The organism is Candidatus Poriferisodalis sp., from assembly GCF_965204195.1.
Classification (GTDB): Bacteria; Actinomycetota; Acidimicrobiia; order Acidimicrobiales; family Poriferisodalaceae; genus Poriferisodalis.
This window is the reverse complement of record NZ_OZ241975.1, coordinates 1,025,725-1,043,642: the sequence shown is the minus strand read 5'-3', so window position 1 is coordinate 1,043,642 and position 17,918 is coordinate 1,025,725. Positions and strand designations below refer to the sequence as shown.

Sequence of the window (17,918 nt, the reverse complement as noted above, 5' to 3'; positions counted from 1 at the left end):
GGGCCGCCCCCGGCAAGCCACATATAGCCTCCGGCCATGGCTTCGAGCGCTGACGGGAACACGGCCGACAAAGCGGCGGCGAGCGCGCCGCGGAACGGCTTGGTGGCCGTGGTGAAGCGGGACTGCCCCACGTGCGAGCTGATCGAGCCGGTGCTGGCCGACATCGAAGCCCGGGGCTCGCTGACCGTGTTCACCCAGGACGATCCCGCCTTTCCCGAGGCAGTCGCAGCCAGGGTGCACGACGCCGACCTTGGCTTCTCGTGGCATCACGACATCGGGACGGTGCCGACGCTGATGCGGTTCGCCGACGGAGGCGAAGCCGGGCGCATCGTGGGCTGGTCCCGGCCCGAGTGGGAATCGTTCACCGGGCTCGACAGCTTGGGCGCCAGCCTGCCCGAACACCGGCCCGGCTGCGGTTCGCTCTCGGTCGATCCGGCTCACGTCGACGCCCTGGAGGCTCGCTTCGGCAGCTCGGGCCTGAGCGCTCGTCGGGTCGAATTCGGCAGTCAGGAAGACCTCCACGAGGCGATGTTCGACCGGGGCTGGTCGGACGGGCTGCCGCTGGTGCCGCCCACGGCTGAGCGAGTGGCGGCGATGCTGGCGGGAACGTCGCGTTCCCCCGACGAGGTGGTGGCCAACGTCGCACCCGACCTCGCCGACTGCACGGTCGAGAAGGCTGCCGTCAACGCGGTGATGGCCGGCTGCCGGCCCGAGTACCTCCCGGTGGTGCTGGCAGCGCTGACCGCAGTGTGCAACGACACGTTCAATATGCACGGGATGCTGGCCACCACCATGCCGGTCGGGCCGGTGTTCATCGTGAACGGGCCCATCGCCCGACAGATCGGCATGAACAACGGGATCAACGTGTTCGGCCAGGGCAACCGGGCCAACAGCACGATCGGGCGGGCGGTGCAGCTCATCGTGCGCAACGTGGGCGGCGGGCGCCCCGGCGAGGTAGACCGGGCAGCGCTCGGCCAGCCCGGCAAGGTGGGCTTCTGCTTCGCCGAAATCGAAGGCGAGGATGAGGCCTCGGAAGAAGGCAGCAGCGAAGGCAGCGGCGCCGGCTGGGACCCACTGTGCACCGACTTCGGCTTCCAGACCGGCACCAACACCGTGACGGCCTTCCCAGGCGAGGCGCCTCGCTCGGTGGTCGACCAGCTCTCTCGCGATCCCGAGTCGCTGGCCCGCACCATGGCGGCAGCGCTGAATGCAATCCACCATCCGAAGCTGGTGCTGGGCTTCGATGCGATCCTGGCGGTGGCGCCGGACCATTCACGTGTGTTCATCGACAGCGGCTGGACCCGCCAGCAGACTGCCGAGCGAATCAACGAGCTGACGACCCGCCCCGGCTCTGAGCTGGCGCGCGGCGCTGGCGGCATCGCCGAAGGCGTCCCCGAGTTCCTGGCCGAGGCCGACCTGCCGAAGTTCCGTGAGGGCGGCCTGCACCTGGTGCACTGCGGCGGCGGAGCAGGGTTGTTCTCGGCCGTGATCGGCGGCTGGGTGAACGGCGAGGTGGGCGCTCAGCCCGTGTGCGTCGAGATCGATCCCTGGCGCTAGCAGGGCCACCTGGGCCTGCGCTTGCCGCTCTTGTTCGCTCCGCTCACAGGCCGCTTGGGCCTGGGGCGGCTACAGTCGATCAGGACGTGCCCACCGGATCCAACACAGGGGGGACCACATGAGCACTGTCGTCTTGGACCCGACGAACGAAGCGGCACCGGCCCATCGTGAACGGGTCACCCGGCCCGATTCGCTGGACGGCCTCACCGTGGGCCTGCTGGACATCAGCAAGCCCCGCGGCGATCGCTTCCTGAACCGGCTCGAGGAACGGCTGACCGAGCGGGGCCTGCGCGTCGAGCGCTACTCCAAGCCCACGTTCACCAAACCGGCCCCGGTCGACCTGCGCCACGAGATCGCCACCAAGTGCGACGTGGTGATCGAAGCGCTAGCCGATTGAGGCAGCTGCACGTCGTGCAGTGTGCACGACATCGCTGATCTGGAACGCCGCGGCATCCCGTCGGTATTCGTCGCCACCGTCCAGTTCGTCGACGGCGCCGAGGTACAGGGCAAGGCGCTCGGCTTCGATCCGGCGGCCGTGTGGGTGGAGCATCCCATCCAGGACCGCACCGACGACGAGATGGTCGCCATCGCCGACAAGGCCTTTGACGAGCTGATCGAACAGCTCGTAGCCGCTTGAGCTACGAGCTCGACAAGCACAGCGTGGCTTCTTGAGCCACGAGCCAATCAAGCACAGCGTGGCCGCTTAGCCGAGGCGGATCCGGTCGCCGACTGCGGTGATCAAGCCTTCGGCGATCAGCTCTTCGACGAGGCGCTGAGCCCGGGCCTCGTCACGTTCGAGATCCATGGCGCCAGCGGCGCCTGCACGCTCAATGTCAATGGTTGACAGTGCTGCGAGCAGGCGGCCCCTGGCCTGGCGGTCGCTGCCCTCGAACGGCGCCTGCCGCGCACTGACCCCGGCGCTGCGGTCGGCTGGATCGGGTCGACCTGAATGCTCCGAGCCCAAGACCTCGCCCGCCCACGCACACCACGGCTGCACAGGGCAGCGGCCGCAGCCCGGATCGCGCTTGGTGCACACCAGGGCCCCGAGGTCCATCATCGCCTGGTTCCACGCCCAGCTCTGCCCCGCGGGCACCCGTTCGTCGGCAATCCGCTGGGCTTCTGCAGGAGCCAGCCGACGACCCGTCCAGCGGGCCAGGGTGCGGCCCACGTTGGTGTCCACCACACCGATGTCGATGCCGAAGGCGAACGCCTGCACTGCCCGGGCGGTGTAGGGGCCCACGCCCGGCAGCGCCAGCAAGTCGTCGAGATCGGTGGGTACCCCGCCCCCATGCCGTTCGGTGATGATCGCCGCTGTCCGCCAGAGGTTGCGGGCGCGCCGCGGATAGCCCAATCCCTGCCAGGCGGCCAGCACGTCGGCTAGCTCCGCTGCCGCGCACTGCTGCGGCGTCGGCCAGCGCTCAGCGAACGCCTCGAAGTACGGCAGCACTCGGTCCACCTGGGTCTGCTGCAGCATGACCTCCGACACCAGCACGAGCCACGGGTCTCGCGTGCGCCGCCACGGCAGGTCCCGTCGCTCGGCCTCCCACCACTGGCTCAGGCGCGCATGGAGCCCGTCACGTTCATCAAGTCGCGCAAGCGGCGCTCCATGCGAATCCGGCCCGGCAGTGGGCACGCTCATCCGCAATCGCCGGGCGCGGTCGCTGGGGCAAGCGATCAGCCTTCGCCGACGGCCGTCTCGTCGCTGTAGGGGAAGCGGCGCTCGGGCCCAGCTTCCCGCTTCCAGATCATGACTTTGCGGCGGAAGTAGCACACCTCTTCGGAGCGCTGGTTGAACGCCCGGGTCTCCACGGTCACCACGCCCCGGTCGGGCCGCGAGCCGGACTCACGCTTGTCGAGCACCTTGGTGACGGCGTAGATCGTGTCGCCGTGGAACGTCGGACGGGAGTGCGTCAGCGTCTCGACCTCGAGGTTTGCAATGGCCGCGCCGCTCACGTCGGGCACGCTCATGCCCAGCACCAGCGAATACACGAGGTTGCCCACCACCACGTTCTTGCCGTGCACGGTCTCATGCTGAGCGAACCACTCGTTGGTGTGCAGCGGGTGGTGGTTCATCGTGATCATGCAGAACAGGTGATCGTCGGCCTCGGTGATGGTCTTGCCGGGCCAGTGCCGGTACACGTCGCCGATCTCGAAGTCCTCGAAGTAGCGCCCGAACGGGCGGTCATGGACGGTCACAGGAACCTCCGTGCGGTGGTCAAGAGCAGTGGTGCTGGTGCAAGGGTCGGGCCATCGTACGGCGCAGCGTCCTCGCTGACCGGACCCAGCCCCGTCACTGCCCGGGCCGCGCGCAGGAGCGGGCTTTAGCCTGTGCGGCTGTGACGACGACGGGGACGACATGACTGCCGACGCTGGCCTTGCTGTGACCGAGCCGGACATGCAGGCGGCGGCCGATGCGCTTGCCACCGGCAACGCCGCGTTGAGCCGTGCGTGCAGCCATGCGGTCGGCATGGGCGACGACCACCAGTGCTTCCTGTACGACCTGGCCCACACGGCCTCGGCGCTGCGCATCTGCGACTCGCTGGTCGCGTGGGGTGCGCTGGGCGATGCCGAAGCTCGACTCGCCTGCGGTTTCGTCGCCGACGCCCTCGGAGAATTCCACGCTCGGCTGTTCGCCCGAGAGGCCCAGTGGGGTCTCGCGCCCGGCGCCCTCGACGGCGCTCGCGACTTCGTCGCCGCCTACCGCGACCCGGCCTACGTGGCCACGCTGGCCGGCCTCGACGCTCCCAGCCATCTCGACGAAGACTTCGAGCTCGTGGCGGACACCTTCCGCCGCTTCGGCGAGGACAAGATCGCCCCCGCTGCCGAGCACATCCACCGGGGCGACACCGACATCCCCGAAGACATCATCGGCGGGCTGGCCGAGCTGGGCTGCTTCGGCCTGTCGGTGCCCGAGGAATACGGCGGGTTCGCCTCCGGCTCCGAGAGCGACTACCTCGGCATGGTCATCGCCACCGAGGAGCTGTCCCGGGCATCGCTGGGTGCGGGCGGCTCGCTCATCACCCGGCCCGAGATCCTCACCCGGGCGCTGGAGCGGGGCGGCACCGAGGAGCAGAAGAAGCACTGGTTCCCCCAGATCGCCACCGGCGAGACCATGGTGGCGGTCGCCGTCACCGAGCCCGACTACGGCAGTGACGTGGCCAACCTGGTCGTGTCGGCATCGCCCACCGAGGGCGGCTGGCTGATCTCGGGCACCAAGACGTGGTGCACGTTCGCCGGCAGGGCCGATGTGCTGATGCTGCTGGCCCGCACCGATCCTGACCGGCGCAAGGCCCACCGGGGCCTCAGCCTGTTCATCGTGCCGAAGCCCCAGTCGGAGGGCCACGACTTCCAGTTCACCGACGAGCGGGGCGGCACCATCGAGGGGCGGGCCATCGCCACGCTGGGCTACCGGGGCATGCACAGCTTCGAGATCGCCTTCGACGACTGGTTCGTGCCTGCAGCGAACCTCATCGGCGGCGACGACGGGATCGGGCAGGGCTTCTACCTGCAGATGGCCGGCTTCGAGAACGGGCGGCTGCAGACGGCGGCCCGGGCGGTGGGCGTGATGCAGGCGGCCTACGACGAGGCCCGCACCTATGCCGACGAGCGCAAGGTGTTCGGCCAGCCGATCGCCGAGTACCAGCTGACGCAGGCCAAGCTGGGCCGCATGGCGGCGATCATCGCCGCGGCCCGCCAGTACAGCTACGAGGTGGCCCGCATGATGGCTCGGGGCGGCGGCGCGCTCGAGGCGTCGATGATCAAGGCATACGTCTGCAAGGCCGCCGAGTGGGTGACCCGCGAGGCGCAGCAGCTCCACGGCGGGTTCGGCTTCGCCGAGGAATACACGGTGAGCCGGCTGTTCGTGGACGCCCGGGTGCTGTCGATCTTCGAGGGCGCCGACGAAACGCTGTGCCTCAAGGTGATCGCGCGCCGGCTGCAGACACAGAGCGCCTGAGCAGGGCAACACAGCGCCCTTTCGCGCACGCAACGAATCGGTTCGCCGGCACGGGATAGCTTCGGCGCGTGCACCCGATGGAACACCTGCGCTACGTGGCGCGTGCGGGCGACTTGTCCCAGGACGTGCTGGTACGCGAGGCCGCATCGGCGCTGGGCGCGCTCGCGTCGGACCCGCTGGAGCTGGTCACGGTGTGCCGCCGCATCCTCGACAAGTACCCGATCGCCGGTGCGCTGTGGTCGATGGCGGCCCGGGTGTGCACGTCGGCGCAGCCCTACCAGGCTGCGCGCGAGTTCTCCACCGAGCTGCGCTCTGACGCCACCGCGGATCACGCTGCAGATGCATTGCCCGACGGTGCCGCGGTGTGCCTGCTGGGCTGGCCCGACATAGCAGCCGACGGCCTGGGACGCCGCTCCGACATCGACGTGCGGATCATCGATGCCTACGGCGAGGGGGCGGGCCTGGCCCGGAGGCTTGCAGGCAACGGCTGCGAGGTGACCGACGTGCCGCTCGCCGGCCTGGCGGCGGCGTGCTCGAACGCAGATGTGATCCTGGTGGAAGCTGCCGCCGCTGGGCCTGATGCGGTGATCGCAGCGGGTGGCTCCCATGCCGCTGCTGCAGTCGGGTACACCTCGAGCACCGAAGTCTGGTGCGTCGTCGGATGGGGACGGGCGCTGCCTCAGCAGTTCTTCGACGCCACTGCCGCCTCGGTTGCCGACGAGCCGTGGGAGTGCGACGAGGAGGTCGTGCCGCTCGGCCTGTTCAGCCAGATCGTCGGCCCGGGCGGCATCGAGCCGGCCGCCAGCTGGCAGCGGGCCGACTGCCCCCTTGCGGCCGAGCTGCTGCGCCCGCCGATCTGAAAGCCACAAGACTCGCTGTTGCACCAGGCGAGCCGATCGCAGGCGGGCCGGACGACCATCGGGTGACTGCTGGGCGCATCGGTGCATGAACCGTGGCCGCGCCCACCGGGAGCGCTAGTTTGCCTGCCGTGCTTGACGCGCCGTCCACCGACATCAAGCTCGAGACGCTCTCCGGCCACACTCACACGCTGGCCGAATGGCTGGTGGTGTTCAACCTCATGGGAGTCGTCATCGACCCCTACACGCACCAGAGCGGCTGGATCCTGCCCACCGCGTCGCGGCTGTTCCTGGTGTACGAGGAGGCCGACGTGCGCTGCGCATTCGTTGTGTGCAGCGATGCGCAGGGCGCCCGCAGCTTCCTGGGGCGTTTCGCCGACGAACACTTCGTGCTGCTCGACCCCGAGCGCGAGTTCGTTCGATCACTGGGCCTGGAACGGCTGCCTGCCATCGTGCACCTCGCCCAGGACGCCAGCGTGCTCGGCGCGGCACAGGGCTGGAATGCCGAAGAGTGGTCCGACGTGATCGACGGCGTCGAAGAGGCCATGGACTGGCGGGCACGCCCCGTGCTGCCCACAGCCGACGACCCAGGCAACTTCGAAGGCACGCCGGCGCTGGGTTGAACCAGCGCCTTGGGCTGAGCCGGCCTGCGGGGACAGTCAACCGCTAGGACTGCCAACCCTTCTGGCGGTACATCGAGCGATCAGCCGCGTGGAGCAGAGCTCCGGGCGAAACCTCACCGCCACGACCGGTGGCACTGCCGATGCTGACGGTGACACCCATCTCGGCCAAGGGATCGCCCGACTCGCCCTGCGCAGGTGCTTGGGTGAGCGACGCGTGCAAACGCTCGGTGACGATCTCCATGTCGCTTGCCCCGCGCAGCCCGCCGCACACCACCACGAACTCATCGCCGCCCACACGGGCCACCACGTCAGACGGCCGGACCGCATCGCGCAGGCACTGCGCCACCGTGACCAGCACCAAGTCGCCGGTTAGGTGGCCGTGCTGATCGTTGACCTGCTTGAAGGCATCGACGTCGCAGAACGCCACACCGACCATCCGGCCAGTGCGTGCTGAGCGCACCAGCTCGGCATGCAGGTGGCGCAGCGCGCCGTCGCGGGTGGCGACACCGGTCAGCGAGTCGGCGCGCCACGTCCGGCGCCAGCGGCCCGACGCCAGCCACCAGCCGCCGCCGAGCGCTGCGGCCAGCGCAGCTGCGCCCACCCGCAGCCCGGACGCCACCCGCCGGCTCACCGGGCGGTCCAGCCCCCGTCCACCATCAGCGAGCTGCCGGTCACGTAACTGCTGGCGTCGCTGGCCAGGAACAGCAGCGCCCCGTCCAGCTCGTGCTCGTGCCCGGGGCGCCGCATCGGGGCGTTCCGGCTGATCCACGCCATTGAGCGATCGTCGTCGAACATCGGCGCCGTCAGCTCAGTCTCGAAGTAGCCGGGGCACAGGGCGTTGACCCGCACGCCCCGGGTCGCCCACTGCACGGCGAGATCACGGGTGAGGTTCACCAAGCCCGCCTTGGACGCCGCGTACGCAGGCTGCAGGTTGGGCGCCGAGGCCACATGACCGTGCACCGAGGCCACATTGATGATGCTGCCCGTGGCCTCCCGACCGATGATGTCGGCGGCGACGAGCCCCGCCAGCAGGAAGCACGCGTTCAGATTGATGTCGACCACGTGTCGGAAGCTCTCCACGTCGGCCTGCTCGCCGGGGTTGACGGCGTCGCTCACGCCGGCGTTGTTGACCAGCACGTCGACCTTCCCGTAGCGATCCACCACCTGTGCCACCAGGTCTCGGCAGGCGTCGTCGTCGCCCACATCGCAGCGCACGGCGAGTGCATCGGGCAACTCGGCAGCCAGCGCCTTCAGCCGGTCGGCCCGCCGGGCGGCCACGGCCACCTTGGCGCCCGCCGCTGCGAACACCCTGGCGAAGCGGACCCCGAAGCCGCTTGACGCACCGGTCACCAAGCACACTTGACCGTCGAGCCGGAATGGCGAGGTCAGGTCGATCTGCCCATTCGTTGCGGTTTCACTCATCGACAGTCCTTCGTTGCGGCCGGCGCTAGCCCGTCAGCGCACGAGGGTACGACGCACAGCAGCGCCGTTCATGCCGAGGCACCAGTCACCCAGCAGCGCCGACCCCGCCACGGCGAGCGCGGCGTCGGCGCTGCCCGGGCACCGACCCGACCTCGGTGCTGGCCCGGGCCAGCGGGGGCTAAGTGCCCTAGCGTGTGAGCCATGAAGATCCGGATCGGCTTCGGGCTGGGCACACGCAGCTTCACCAACGACCACGCCACCTTCGATCCCTTCGTGGACGCACTGGAAGACAACGGCTTCGACTCGCTGTGGCTGAGCGAACGGCTCGGCGGCGAATGCCCCGACCCGATCGTGGGACTCGCATACGCAGCAGGTCGCACCAAGCACATGAAATTCGGCATGTCGGTGCTGGTGCTGCCCGGGCGCAACCTCGCGGTGCTGGCCAAGGAGCTGGCCAGCCTCGATCGGCTGTCGGACGGCCGGCTGCTGCCGGCATTCGGGCTGGGAGTGGCTGATGTGCACGAGCAGGCGGCCTTCGGCGTGGAGCGCCGCCAGCGGGCGAAGATGTTCAACGAGGCCCTGCCGCTGCTGAAGCGCTTCTGGGAAGACGGGCCCGTCACCCATCACGGCGATTGGTACCACTACGACGAGGTGTCGCTGCTGCCGAAGCCGGCGCAGAAGCCGATGGACATCTGGCTGGGCGGCGCCGCTGAAGTGGAGCTGCGCCGCTGCGGGCGTTTCGGCGACGGGTGGCTGCCGTCTTTCTGCACCCCCGACATCGCTGCCGCTGGCTGGAAGATCGTGAACGAGGCCGCCGACGAGCACGAACGCTGGATGGATCCCGAGCACTTCGGCGTGCTCATCCCCTACACGCACGGCGAGATCAGCCCTGGCTACAAGGCCATCCTCGAGCGGCGGGCGCCTGATGCCGACCCGGGCGACATCATCCCGACCGGCTGGGACGGCTTGCGCGACCAGATCCAGCGCTTCATCGAGGTGGGCGCGTCGAAGTTCGTGCCTGTGCTGGTGGGCGAGCCCGACGATTGGTTCGCGGAGCTCGAAGGCGTCGCCAGCGCCGTCCTGCCGCTGCAGAACTAGGCCGACTCGCCGACTTCGGCAGATTCCGAGCCGGTGCCGAGCAGCGCTTCGAGCATCTGCTCGACGGAGGCGCTGCGGGCGTTCTTGAACTCGCCGAGACGGGCGAATACCTCGCTGGCAGCGCGGTGGAAGCCGTCGGGTAGGCCGGCCGCTGCGAACGTGTCGGCTATCTCGTCCATCTCGCCCACCCAACGCCACGCCTTGGGAGCCGACCGAATCGCCGTATACGTGAGGCGCTGCGACAGGCCTGATTGGGATAGGCCCCACTCGGCGGTCAGCTCGTCCGACACGCCTTCGGCAGCGGCCAGCGCTGCGACCGCGACGAGCAACGCGTTGGTGCCCTTGGTCCACGACGCGTAGGCCATCTTCAGCGCCGAAGCAGCCCCGATTCCGCCGCCGTCCAGCACACGGGCGTCCAGCAACGACCCGGCGAACCTCGCTGCCACGCGGGCAGCGCCGGGGCCTGCCAGGTACAGCCGGGTGGTCCCCGGCTCTCGCGCCGGCGGACCGATCAGGCTGCCGTCGACGAAGTGCTCAAAGCGGGCGGCGATGCGCCGGGCAGTAGCCGGCGAGACAGCATTGGCGTCCACGTAACAGCCCGCAAAGCCGGCATCGGCCACCGTGGCAGCCAGCTCTTCCGCGCCATGGGGAGGGCACACCGAGATCACGATGTCAGCCGCGGCCACCAATGATGCCAAGTCGCCGACGTCGGTGAGGCCGGCACCGTGCGCCCGCTCGCGCGTCTCGGCCGATCGACCTTCGCTGGCCCACAGCACCGTGCCTGCACAGGCCGCAGCCACGGTCACGCCCATGTCGCCGGGGTGCAGCACCCCGGTCACGGCTTCGTCGGGCGTCGTGGTGGCTGAAGCCTCGCTCACGCAGCCAGTCCTAGCAGGCTCGCTGTTACGACGACTCCCCAGCAAGGCTCTCGCCTGCCTCGTTGTCGCCGTCGTCCTGACCGCCGCCTAGGTACGACGTGCGCAGCGCCGGATTCGCCAGCAAGGCCTCGGCCGTGTCGTCGAGCACGACACGGCCTGTCTGCAGCACCCAGCCCCGGTCAGCGATGCCGAGGGCCATGTTGGCGTTCTGCTCCACCATGAACACCGTCATACCGGCCTCGTGAATCTGGGAGATCAGCTCGAAGTTCTGCTGCACCAGCGCCGGCGCCAAGCCCATCGACGGCTCGTCCATCAGCAGTACCCGGGGCTGGGACATGAGCGCCCGGCCGATGGCCACCATCTGCTGCTCGCCGCCCGACAGCGTGCCCGCCTTCTGGCCGAGCCGCTCCTTGACGCGAGGGAACAGCTCGTAGACGCGCTCCATGTCTGCTGCGATGGCGTCGCTGTCCTTGCGGAGATAGGCGCCGAGCTGGAGGTTCTCTCGCACGGTGAGCCGCTTGAACAGGCGCCGGTTCTCGGGGACCATCGTGATGCCGCGGGCCACCCGGTAGCTGGTCGGGCGTTCGTTCACGACCTCGCCGTCGAGCACCACCTCGCCCGAGGTGGGCTTGAGCATGCCCAGCAGCGTCTTGAGCGTCGTCGACTTGCCGCTGGCGTTGCCGCCCAGCAGGCACACCAGCTCACCCTCGTAGATCGACAGATCCACATCGCGCAGGGCATGCACGGCCCCGTAGTGCACGTTCACCTTGCGCATCTCCAACAGCGGCGTGCTTGCACCTGCGGCAGCGTTCCCGACGCGGACGTCCGCGCGTGTCGTGCCGCTCATCGGGCGGGGCGACACTGCAGCCGCGCACACCGTTGGTTCCCCTGCATGCTCTAGGGAGCGTAGGAGAACACGATGTTCTCCATGCTGGCTTCGGCATTGGACTCGCCGCCGATGTTGCGAACGACGACGAGCTTGTTGGAGCCGCAGTCGCCGAACGAATCGCAGGCGATGCGGCCGATGAGCCCCTCGTAGCCCCGCACGCTGTCAAGGTGCTCCCGGATGCCTGCCCGATCGATGATGAGGGTGTCCCCGTCCACCCGCGATGCGGCCGCTATGGCGTCCAGCAGCAGTGTCGTGGCGTCGTAGGCATGCGCCCAGAAAGGCGAGCCGGGCTTGTGGCCGTACAGGTCCTCGTATGCGGCCACGAAGTCGTCAGCGGTCTTGCCGGTGCTCTGGTTCACATTGCCCGCAAAACGCCGGTCAGGACCCGTGAAGAACATGCCCTGAGATTGCGGCAGGGACAGGAAATTGAGGTTGAGCAGGCTGTCAGCCGCAACCAGCACGGTGTCTTCGAGGCCCGGCACTCCCGGTGCCTGGTTGGCCACGAAGTCGCCTGCTGGCTGGAAGATGGGCAAGAACAGCGCCTCGGGACGAGCTGCGGCGATCTCGGTGAGCACCGGCACCATGTCGCTGTCTTCCTTGTTGATGGCCGACAGGCGCGTGATCGTGCCGCCCTCCCGCTCGAATGCAGCGGCGAAGGCCCGGGCCAGGCCTTGGGTGAAGGGGTCGCCGTCGTGGATCGCCGCTGCAGTGCTCAAGCCCAGATCGTCATGCACGAACTTGGCCATCGCCGCGCCCTGGAACACGTCGTTGGTGACGGTGCGGTAGAAGCCCGGGCTGTAGTTCGGGCCCGGGTTGCCTTCCAGATCCGATGTGAGCGCGGGAGACGTAGCACCTCCGGAGATCATCACCATGCCGGAAGCCGTCACCAGCGGTGCCGCCGCAATGGCCGCGCTCGAACACGACGTCCCGATGACTCCGACGACATCGGAGTCGGCGACGATGGCTTGGGCAGCAGCCTGCCCGCCGTCGCTCGAGCACAGGTCGTCGAGGCTCGCGCCGAGATCAACATCGAATCCATGGATCTGGCCGTAGTCGTTCACCGCGATAGCGGTAGCGCGGTCGATCGCGAGGCCGACGATCGAATAGTCGCCGGTGATGGCTTCGAGCGAGCGGATCTGGATGGCATCGCCCTGTTGGACCTCCACGACGCCGAGCGAACTCTCGCCGGCCGCTGTGCCGGCAGAGCCGACGTTGAGTTCAGCGTCTTGGTCCGCGTCCGCGCTGCACGCGGCGGCTGCGAACGCCATGGCAGTCACGACTGCGAGCAGAACCGTCAGCCGGGGCACCCGGAGTTTCGACATCGTTCTCATCGAGCGACCGCACTGTGATGCACACGGGCACCGGCGACAGCATCGGGACGTTCGGCGCTCATGAGCCTGCCGCGCTCCTGCCGAGGTACGCCTCGATGACCTGCGGATCGGTCGACACATCGGCGTAGTCGCCCTCGGCAATCTTCACGCCGTGGTCGAGCACCACCACACGGTCGGAGACTTCGCGCACCACTTCCATGTCGTGCTCGATGACCACGATGGCGAAACCCCACTCATCGCGAAGCCGCCCGATCAGGCCCGTCAGCTCGGCCGATTCGGTGGGGTTCATGCCGGCTACCGGCTCGTCCAGCAGGATCAGCTTGGGCTGGGTGGCCATCGCCCGGGCGATCTCCAGCCGCCGCCGGTTGGCATACGACAGGGTGTAGGCGGGCTGGTCGAAGCGGTAGCCGACGAGCCGGTGACCGAAGAATGACAGCACTTCCTTGCCCCGCTCGGTGATCTCGGCCTCTTCGTTGCGGAATGCCTTGGTGAACAGCAGTGCCCCGAACACGCTCTGGCGGGTGCGGCAGTGCTGGGACACCATCACGTTCTCGAGCACGGTCATGTTGGCGAACAGGCGGACGTTCTGGAAGGTGCGGGCGATGCCCCGGGAGGTGACCCGGTTGGGGTCGAGACCGATGAGCGACTCGCCCTCGAAGAGGATGTCGCCCTCGCTGGCGGCCACCGTGGCGGTGATGGCGTTGAACAGTGTGGTCTTGCCCGCGCCGTTGGGGCCGATAACCGAGACGATCTCGCCCGGGTAGACCGCCAGGTCCAACCCGTCGAGCGCATGCAATCCGCCGAAATCCACGCTGAGGCCACGCGTCTCCAGAATCGGCTGCTGCGCCACCGTGCTCATGACTGAGCCTCGCCGTTGTCGTCTTCGGTCTGGCCTCGCAGCCAGGCGTCTTGGGCCAGCTCTTCCTGGTGCAGCTCACGGGTGCGGCGCACGCTGGGGATCAATCCCTCGGGCCGGGCCAGCATCATCCACACCAGCAGCGCCCCGTAGATGAGCAGCTTGAACTCGGAGAACTCCGCCAGCAGGCCCGGCTGCTTGGGGCCGCCGAGCACGCCGATCAGCACCGCCGAGCCGGCGATGACGCCGACGATGTTGCCCATGCCGCCGAAGATGACCACCACCAGGATGACGATCGACACCAGGATCAGGAAGCTGGCGGGGAACACCGAGCCGACCTTCGCCGAGAAGATCGCCCCGCTGAACGAGCCGAGTACGGCACCCACCACGAACGCCAGCAGCTTGACGTTGACGGTGTTGATGCCCATGGCCTCGGCCACCGTCTCGTCCTCGCGCACCGCCATCCAGGCACGGCCGATGCGCGACCGCTCCAACCGCCACGAGACGTAGATGGCGATCGCGCAGAACGCGAGCACCAGGTAGAAGACGCTGCGCGGATCGGTGCCAGCCACCTCGGCCAGGCCGAAGATCTCCGCACCAGGGATGTTGGTGATTCCCTGGGAGCCGCCGAACCATCCCGACAGCCAGTCCGACAGGAACAGCAGGCGGATGATCTCGCCGAAGCCGAGCGTGACGATGGCGAGGTAGTCGCCACGCATGCGGATGACTGGGGCGCCGATGAACAGCCCCACCAGCCCGGTCAGGAGCACAACGCCGATGAGCGCCACAAACCATGGCAGCTCCGGGTGGATCTTCGGCGATGTGGCAGCGGTGAGCACCGCTGCGCTGTAGCTGCCCACGGCAAAGAACGCCACGTAGCCCAGGTCGAGGATGCCGGCGAGGCCGACCACGATGTTCAGCCCCAGCGCCAGCAGCACGAACAGGCCGACGTTGGCGAGCAGCTCGTTGGTGAGCTTGCCGGCGAACATCGGCAAAATGACGAGCACCGCAGCGGTAGCCATGATCAAGCCCAGATGCGCCCGGTTGCGGGCGGGGCCTTCGAGCGCGTCGATGCGGGCCTTAGCCCCCTTGATGCGGCCCCTGCCCACGAACGCCAGCACTCCCGATCCGGCCGCGAGGGCAATCGCACCGGTGATGGTGAGCCCGCCGCGGGGGGCATAGAACCAGTCGATCAGCGCCTCGATGCCCATGCCCTCGGCCAGGTCGGTGGTCAGCGATTCGAGCACCGCAGCGCCGAACAGCGTGAGCACCATGGTCCACAGCACGCGCCGAACCAGAGGCGGCGCCACCCGCAGCAGCCCGCCCGCGGCGCCGACGGCTGCGCCGATGACAAGCCAGATGACCACCGCGAACGCGGTGCCACGGTTGAACGCCAGCAAGTCGGCCAGGATCGGGCTCCAGTTGACCAGCGGTTCGCGCAGGTCGAAGTTGGCGATGAGCACTGCCAGCAGCGACAGTCCCCCGCCGACGAGCGCACCGCATGCGGCCCCGCCGACGACCTCGTGGGCACCTGGACGGTGGAACGGTACGCCCTCGCGCCGGATCTGGTGCCCGACGCGGCTGCCCGCCGCCAGCGGCAGCACCACCAGCGACAGATAGCCCAAGCTGAGGATTCCCTCGATGATCGCCCGGCCGTCCAGCTTGACGGGCATGTTGGACAGCGAGATGAAGATCTGCCCGAAGGCGCCGATGGCGCCCATGCGGGCGATGCGGCGCCAGTCTTGGGCGAACGGCGGGCGCGGCGGCGCGCCGCCTGGGCCGTTGGCAGCGTGGCCGGCGGGACTGGCGACGGCCGGGCCAACCTCGGGGTCAGGCGCTGGTTCGGGCGGCGGCCCCGGTTCGGATGGCGTCGTGAGGCTCATGCCCGGTCCTCCGCGGGCAGCCGCTCGCCGAACAGGCCAGCCGGCCTCACCAGCAGCACGATGATCAGCATCGAGAACGCCACGGCGTCGCGCAGCTGCGACACCCCGCTGACCCCCAGCGGCTCCAGGATCAGCAGCGGCCCGACCGACTCGGCCACGCCGATCGACAGCCCGCCAGCCATCGCACCGCCGAGGTGGCCGATACCACCCACCACCGCCGCGCTGAAGGCCTTGATGCCCGGCAGGAAACCGGTGGTGTGGATGACGCTGCGGAACAGGATTCCCCACAGGATCCCCGCCATGCCGGCCATGGCCCCGCCCACCGCGAACACCTTCACGATGGTGCGGTTCACGTTGATGCCCATGAGCGCCGCTATCTCGGCGTCCTCGGCCACCGCCCGCATCGCCTTGCCGGTCTTGGTGCGATCGACGTAGTACCACAGGGCTGCCATCGACAACGCCGCCACCACGATCACCAGGATCTTGGCGCCCTCGATCTGCAGGAACGTGTGCTTGGCCTTCACCCAGTCCGGCACGTCGGGGTACGACTTGCTGGCCGGCCCCAGCAGCACCACCGACGCGTTCTGCAGGAAGAACGACACGCCGATCGAGGTGATCAACGGGATGAGCCGTGGCGAACCCCGCAGCGGCCGGTACGCGACCCGCTCCATGATCACCGCAGTCAGCGACGACACGATGATCGACACCACCACGATGAACACCAGCGAGCCGACGAAGTTCGACTCCCACAGGCCGGCGTCGGCCAGCTTGTTGGAGGTGATCATGCCGGTCATGGCGCCCACCATGAACACCTCGCCGTGGGCGAAGTTGATGAACCCCAGCACGCCGTAGACCATCGAGTACCCGAGAGCGATCAGCCCGTACATCGATCCTTGGGCGATGCCCGAGATCACCAAGCCGCGGAACTGCGCCCCGGTCAGCCCGGTCGCATCGGGGTTTGCCCAGCGGGCAAACGGGTTGTCGGGGTTGATCTCCTGGGCGATGAAGGCCAGCACGCCGACCGCGACCACAGCGATCACCGCCACCCGCAGGACCGTGAGAAACCAGTCGACTCTTGTACGGCGACTGCGTCGGCGGCCGGTGCGTGCAGCGCGCGAGACGCCTGCGTCAGGCTGGTTCATCCGGGCCCAGGCAGCGCGCGGCCACCCACGCCTCGCACGGGCGCAGTGCGACCGGACACGGTCCAACCGGGCCGCGCCGCGGGCCGCTGAGCGTCACCGCACGACACGATCAGGGGTACTCGAAGACTACGTTTGCCTTGCTCGTAGCGATGTCGTTCGGATCCTCATGATGGATGACGGTGATCCGCTGCGCGCCACAGTCACCGAACTCATCGCAGCTGATGGACCCGATCAAGCCGCTGTAGTCGCTGACGCCGTTGAGATAGTCCCGAACGCCTTGACGGTCGATGACCAGCGTGTCACCGTCCACGTAGGAGGCCGCCTCGACGGCCTCAAGCAGCAACGTGGTGGCATCGTACGAATGTGCCCAGAAAGCGGCTTCGGGTGCCCCGCCATACAGGGTCTCGTACTCGGCCAAGAAATCGTCCGCGGTGCGGCCTGTGCTCTCGTTGGTGTTGTCGCCGAATCGCACGTCAGGACCCGAGAAATACATCCCCGCTGTCTGGGACAGCTCCAAGAATCCGTCCGTCAGCAAGCCATCAGCTGCGAGCAGCACCACGTTCTCGAGTCCGGCGACGCCGGACGCCTGAGCGGCGACGTGATCGCCTGCAGGTTGGAAAATCGGGAAGAACAGCGCGTCCGGTCCGCCAGCCGCAATCTCGGTCAAGACAGGCACCATGTCGGTGTCCTCCTTGTTGACACCCGTGAATCCGGTGACGGTGCCGCCGAGCTCCTCATAGGCATCTGCAAATGCCTGGGCGAGGCCCTGTGTGTAGGGGTCGCCATCGTGAATGGCAGCAGCGCTGGTCAAGCCCAGTTCTTCGTAGACGAACTCTGCCATGGCGGCGCCTTGGTAGAGATCGTTGTGAGCTGTCCGGTAGTAGCCGACGCTGTAGTTCTCGCCTGCTGTGCCTGCCAAGTCAGACGTCAGAGCAGGTGACGTATTCGACGGCGAGATCATCACCATGCCTGCATTGGTGACGAGCGGTGCCGCTGCGACGGCCGCTCCCGAGCAGGATGTGCCGATGACTCCCACGACGCTGTCATCGGCCACGATCGCCTGTGCCGCCGCCTGACCGCCGTCGGCCGAACACAAGTCGTCGAGGCCGGTTCCTATGTCAACTCCGAAACCGTGAATCGAGCCGAAGTGCTCGATGGCCAGCTCGACGCCACGCTGATTGGGCAGCCCCAAGAAGGCCACATCCCCCGTGATGGCGTTGAGCGAACGGATCTGGATCTCCTCGCCCTCATTGACCTCCACCACGCCGAGCGCGCCTGCTTCAGGCCGATCTTCACCGCATGCAGCAGCAATGAGCGACAACGCGACGAGCGCCGCAAAGAGCGTCAGCAGTTTCTTGTTCATGCGCATGTTCCTCCCTGAGTTGGCCCGACGAGGCCCCGCGAGATTCCTCGCGCGCCAGTCACTC

At 68.3% G+C, this 17,918-nt stretch carries 17 protein-coding genes; 6 read left to right on the top strand and 11 right to left on the bottom strand.

Going from position 1 to position 17,918, the window contains the following annotated elements; genetic code table 11:
* The first annotated feature begins 36 nt into the window (after positions 1-36).
* Together ACOGI8_RS04640 and ACOGI8_RS04635 are read left to right on the top strand one after the other, a co-directional pair.
* Positions 37-1,557 (top strand): thioredoxin family protein, encoded by a 1,521-nt coding sequence (locus tag ACOGI8_RS04640; RefSeq protein WP_419855721.1) that lies wholly within the window; start codon positions 37-39, stop codon positions 1,555-1,557.
* A 118-nt stretch (positions 1,558-1,675) separates the two neighbouring features.
* Complete coding sequence (locus tag ACOGI8_RS04635; RefSeq protein WP_323672043.1) at positions 1,676-2,194, top strand: UGSC family (seleno)protein; 519 nt, start codon at positions 1,676-1,678, stop codon at positions 2,192-2,194.
* A gap of 66 nt (positions 2,195-2,260) precedes the next feature.
* On the opposite strand, the gene ACOGI8_RS04630 is transcribed toward ACOGI8_RS04635, so the two are convergent.
* Positions 2,261-3,196, bottom strand: a complete 936-nt coding sequence (locus ACOGI8_RS04630; protein WP_419855720.1) for an A/G-specific adenine glycosylase — start codon at positions 3,194-3,196, stop codon at positions 2,261-2,263.
* 35 nt (positions 3,197-3,231) lie between these two features.
* Positions 3,232-3,915, bottom strand: a complete 684-nt coding sequence (locus ACOGI8_RS04625; protein ID WP_419855719.1) for a MaoC family dehydratase — start codon at positions 3,913-3,915, stop codon at positions 3,232-3,234.
* Between ACOGI8_RS04625 and ACOGI8_RS04620 the strand changes: the two genes are divergently transcribed.
* The 3 genes from ACOGI8_RS04620 to ACOGI8_RS04610 all read left to right on the top strand — a co-directional run bounded on the left by ACOGI8_RS04620 (position 3,914) and on the right by ACOGI8_RS04610 (position 6,992).
* A complete protein-coding gene (locus tag ACOGI8_RS04620; protein ID WP_419855718.1) occupies positions 3,914-5,512 on the top strand; it encodes an acyl-CoA dehydrogenase family protein in 1,599 nt (532 codons plus the stop codon). The two genes, ACOGI8_RS04625 and ACOGI8_RS04620, sit on opposite strands and share 2 nt — an antisense overlap.
* 68 nt (positions 5,513-5,580) lie before the next feature.
* The gene (locus ACOGI8_RS04615; RefSeq protein ID WP_419855717.1) at positions 5,581-6,372 is read left to right on the top strand and encodes a hypothetical protein; all 792 of its coding nucleotides are present in this window, start codon (positions 5,581-5,583) and stop codon (positions 6,370-6,372) included.
* A 128-nt stretch (positions 6,373-6,500) separates the two neighbouring features.
* On the top strand, positions 6,501-6,992 hold the full coding sequence (locus tag ACOGI8_RS04610; RefSeq protein ID WP_419855716.1) for a hypothetical protein: 492 nt from the start codon (positions 6,501-6,503) through the stop codon (positions 6,990-6,992).
* A 43-nt stretch (positions 6,993-7,035) separates the two neighbouring features.
* Here the strand turns inward: ACOGI8_RS04610 and ACOGI8_RS04605 are convergent, their stop codons facing one another.
* Together ACOGI8_RS04605 and ACOGI8_RS04600 are read right to left on the bottom strand one after the other, a co-directional pair.
* The gene (locus ACOGI8_RS04605; protein ID WP_419855715.1) at positions 7,036-7,611 is read right to left on the bottom strand and encodes a GGDEF domain-containing protein; all 576 of its coding nucleotides are present in this window, start codon (positions 7,609-7,611) and stop codon (positions 7,036-7,038) included.
* Positions 7,612-7,619: 8 nt separating this feature from the next.
* The gene (locus ACOGI8_RS04600; protein ID WP_419855714.1) at positions 7,620-8,414 is read right to left on the bottom strand and encodes an SDR family NAD(P)-dependent oxidoreductase; all 795 of its coding nucleotides are present in this window, start codon (positions 8,412-8,414) and stop codon (positions 7,620-7,622) included.
* Between the two features lie 201 nt (positions 8,415-8,615).
* On the opposite strand from ACOGI8_RS04600, the gene ACOGI8_RS04595 reads away from it, so the two are divergent.
* Positions 8,616-9,512: an LLM class flavin-dependent oxidoreductase gene (locus ACOGI8_RS04595; RefSeq protein ID WP_419855713.1), complete on the top strand. Its 897-nt coding sequence runs from the start codon at positions 8,616-8,618 to the stop codon at positions 9,510-9,512.
* Here ACOGI8_RS04595 and ACOGI8_RS04590 read toward each other — a convergent pair.
* From ACOGI8_RS04590 to ACOGI8_RS04560, 7 genes are all read right to left on the bottom strand, one after another.
* On the bottom strand, positions 9,509-10,390 hold the full coding sequence (locus ACOGI8_RS04590; RefSeq protein WP_419855712.1) for a DUF1932 domain-containing protein: 882 nt from the start codon (positions 10,388-10,390) through the stop codon (positions 9,509-9,511). The genes ACOGI8_RS04595 and ACOGI8_RS04590 overlap by 4 nt on opposite strands.
* A gap of 25 nt (positions 10,391-10,415) precedes the next feature.
* Positions 10,416-11,237, bottom strand: a complete 822-nt coding sequence (locus ACOGI8_RS04585) for an ABC transporter ATP-binding protein (protein ID WP_419855711.1) — start codon at positions 11,235-11,237, stop codon at positions 10,416-10,418.
* A gap of 50 nt (positions 11,238-11,287) precedes the next feature.
* Positions 11,288-12,610 (bottom strand): branched-chain amino acid ABC transporter substrate-binding protein, encoded by a 1,323-nt coding sequence (locus tag ACOGI8_RS04580; protein WP_419855710.1) that lies wholly within the window; start codon positions 12,608-12,610, stop codon positions 11,288-11,290.
* A 58-nt stretch (positions 12,611-12,668) separates the two neighbouring features.
* Positions 12,669-13,469: an ABC transporter ATP-binding protein gene (locus ACOGI8_RS04575; protein ID WP_419855709.1), complete on the bottom strand. Its 801-nt coding sequence runs from the start codon at positions 13,467-13,469 to the stop codon at positions 12,669-12,671.
* Positions 13,466-15,349, bottom strand: a complete 1,884-nt coding sequence (locus ACOGI8_RS04570) for a branched-chain amino acid ABC transporter permease (RefSeq protein WP_419855708.1) — start codon at positions 15,347-15,349, stop codon at positions 13,466-13,468. The genes ACOGI8_RS04575 and ACOGI8_RS04570 overlap by 4 nt, the downstream gene beginning before the upstream one ends.
* Positions 15,346-16,491 (bottom strand): branched-chain amino acid ABC transporter permease, encoded by a 1,146-nt coding sequence (locus ACOGI8_RS04565; protein ID WP_419855707.1) that lies wholly within the window; start codon positions 16,489-16,491, stop codon positions 15,346-15,348. Before ACOGI8_RS04565 ends, ACOGI8_RS04570 begins: the two co-directional genes overlap by 4 nt.
* A gap of 109 nt (positions 16,492-16,600) precedes the next feature.
* Positions 16,601-17,854, bottom strand: coding sequence for a branched-chain amino acid ABC transporter substrate-binding protein (locus tag ACOGI8_RS04560; RefSeq protein WP_419855706.1), 1,254 nt, complete (start codon positions 17,852-17,854; stop codon positions 16,601-16,603).
* Between the last annotated feature and the right edge of the window lie 64 nt (positions 17,855-17,918).

What these genes read in the sequence shown, in the direction of transcription:
- ACOGI8_RS04640 (WP_419855721.1), top strand. Translation starts at nt 37, where the DNA reads ATGGCTTCGAGCGCTGACGGGAACACGGCCGACAAAGCGGCGGCGAGC.
- ACOGI8_RS04630 (WP_419855720.1), bottom strand. Translation starts at nt 3,196, where the DNA reads ATGAGCGTGCCCACTGCCGGGCCGGATTCGCATGGAGCGCCGCTTGCG.
- ACOGI8_RS04620 (WP_419855718.1), top strand. Translation starts at nt 3,914, where the DNA reads ATGACTGCCGACGCTGGCCTTGCTGTGACCGAGCCGGACATGCAGGCG.
- ACOGI8_RS04625 (WP_419855719.1), bottom strand. Translation starts at nt 3,915, where the DNA reads ATGTCGTCCCCGTCGTCGTCACAGCCGCACAGGCTAAAGCCCGCTCCT.
- ACOGI8_RS04600 (WP_419855714.1), bottom strand. Translation starts at nt 8,414, where the DNA reads ATGAGTGAAACCGCAACGAATGGGCAGATCGACCTGACCTCGCCATTC.
- ACOGI8_RS04595 (WP_419855713.1), top strand. Translation starts at nt 8,616, where the DNA reads ATGAAGATCCGGATCGGCTTCGGGCTGGGCACACGCAGCTTCACCAAC.
- ACOGI8_RS04585 (WP_419855711.1), bottom strand. Translation starts at nt 11,237, where the DNA reads ATGAGCGGCACGACACGCGCGGACGTCCGCGTCGGGAACGCTGCCGCA.
- ACOGI8_RS04580 (WP_419855710.1), bottom strand. Translation starts at nt 12,610, where the DNA reads ATGAGAACGATGTCGAAACTCCGGGTGCCCCGGCTGACGGTTCTGCTC.
- ACOGI8_RS04575 (WP_419855709.1), bottom strand. Translation starts at nt 13,469, where the DNA reads ATGAGCACGGTGGCGCAGCAGCCGATTCTGGAGACGCGTGGCCTCAGC.
- ACOGI8_RS04570 (WP_419855708.1), bottom strand. Translation starts at nt 15,349, where the DNA reads ATGAGCCTCACGACGCCATCCGAACCGGGGCCGCCGCCCGAACCAGCG.
- ACOGI8_RS04565 (WP_419855707.1), bottom strand. Translation starts at nt 16,491, where the DNA reads ATGAACCAGCCTGACGCAGGCGTCTCGCGCGCTGCACGCACCGGCCGC.
- ACOGI8_RS04560 (WP_419855706.1), bottom strand. Translation starts at nt 17,854, where the DNA reads ATGAACAAGAAACTGCTGACGCTCTTTGCGGCGCTCGTCGCGTTGTCG.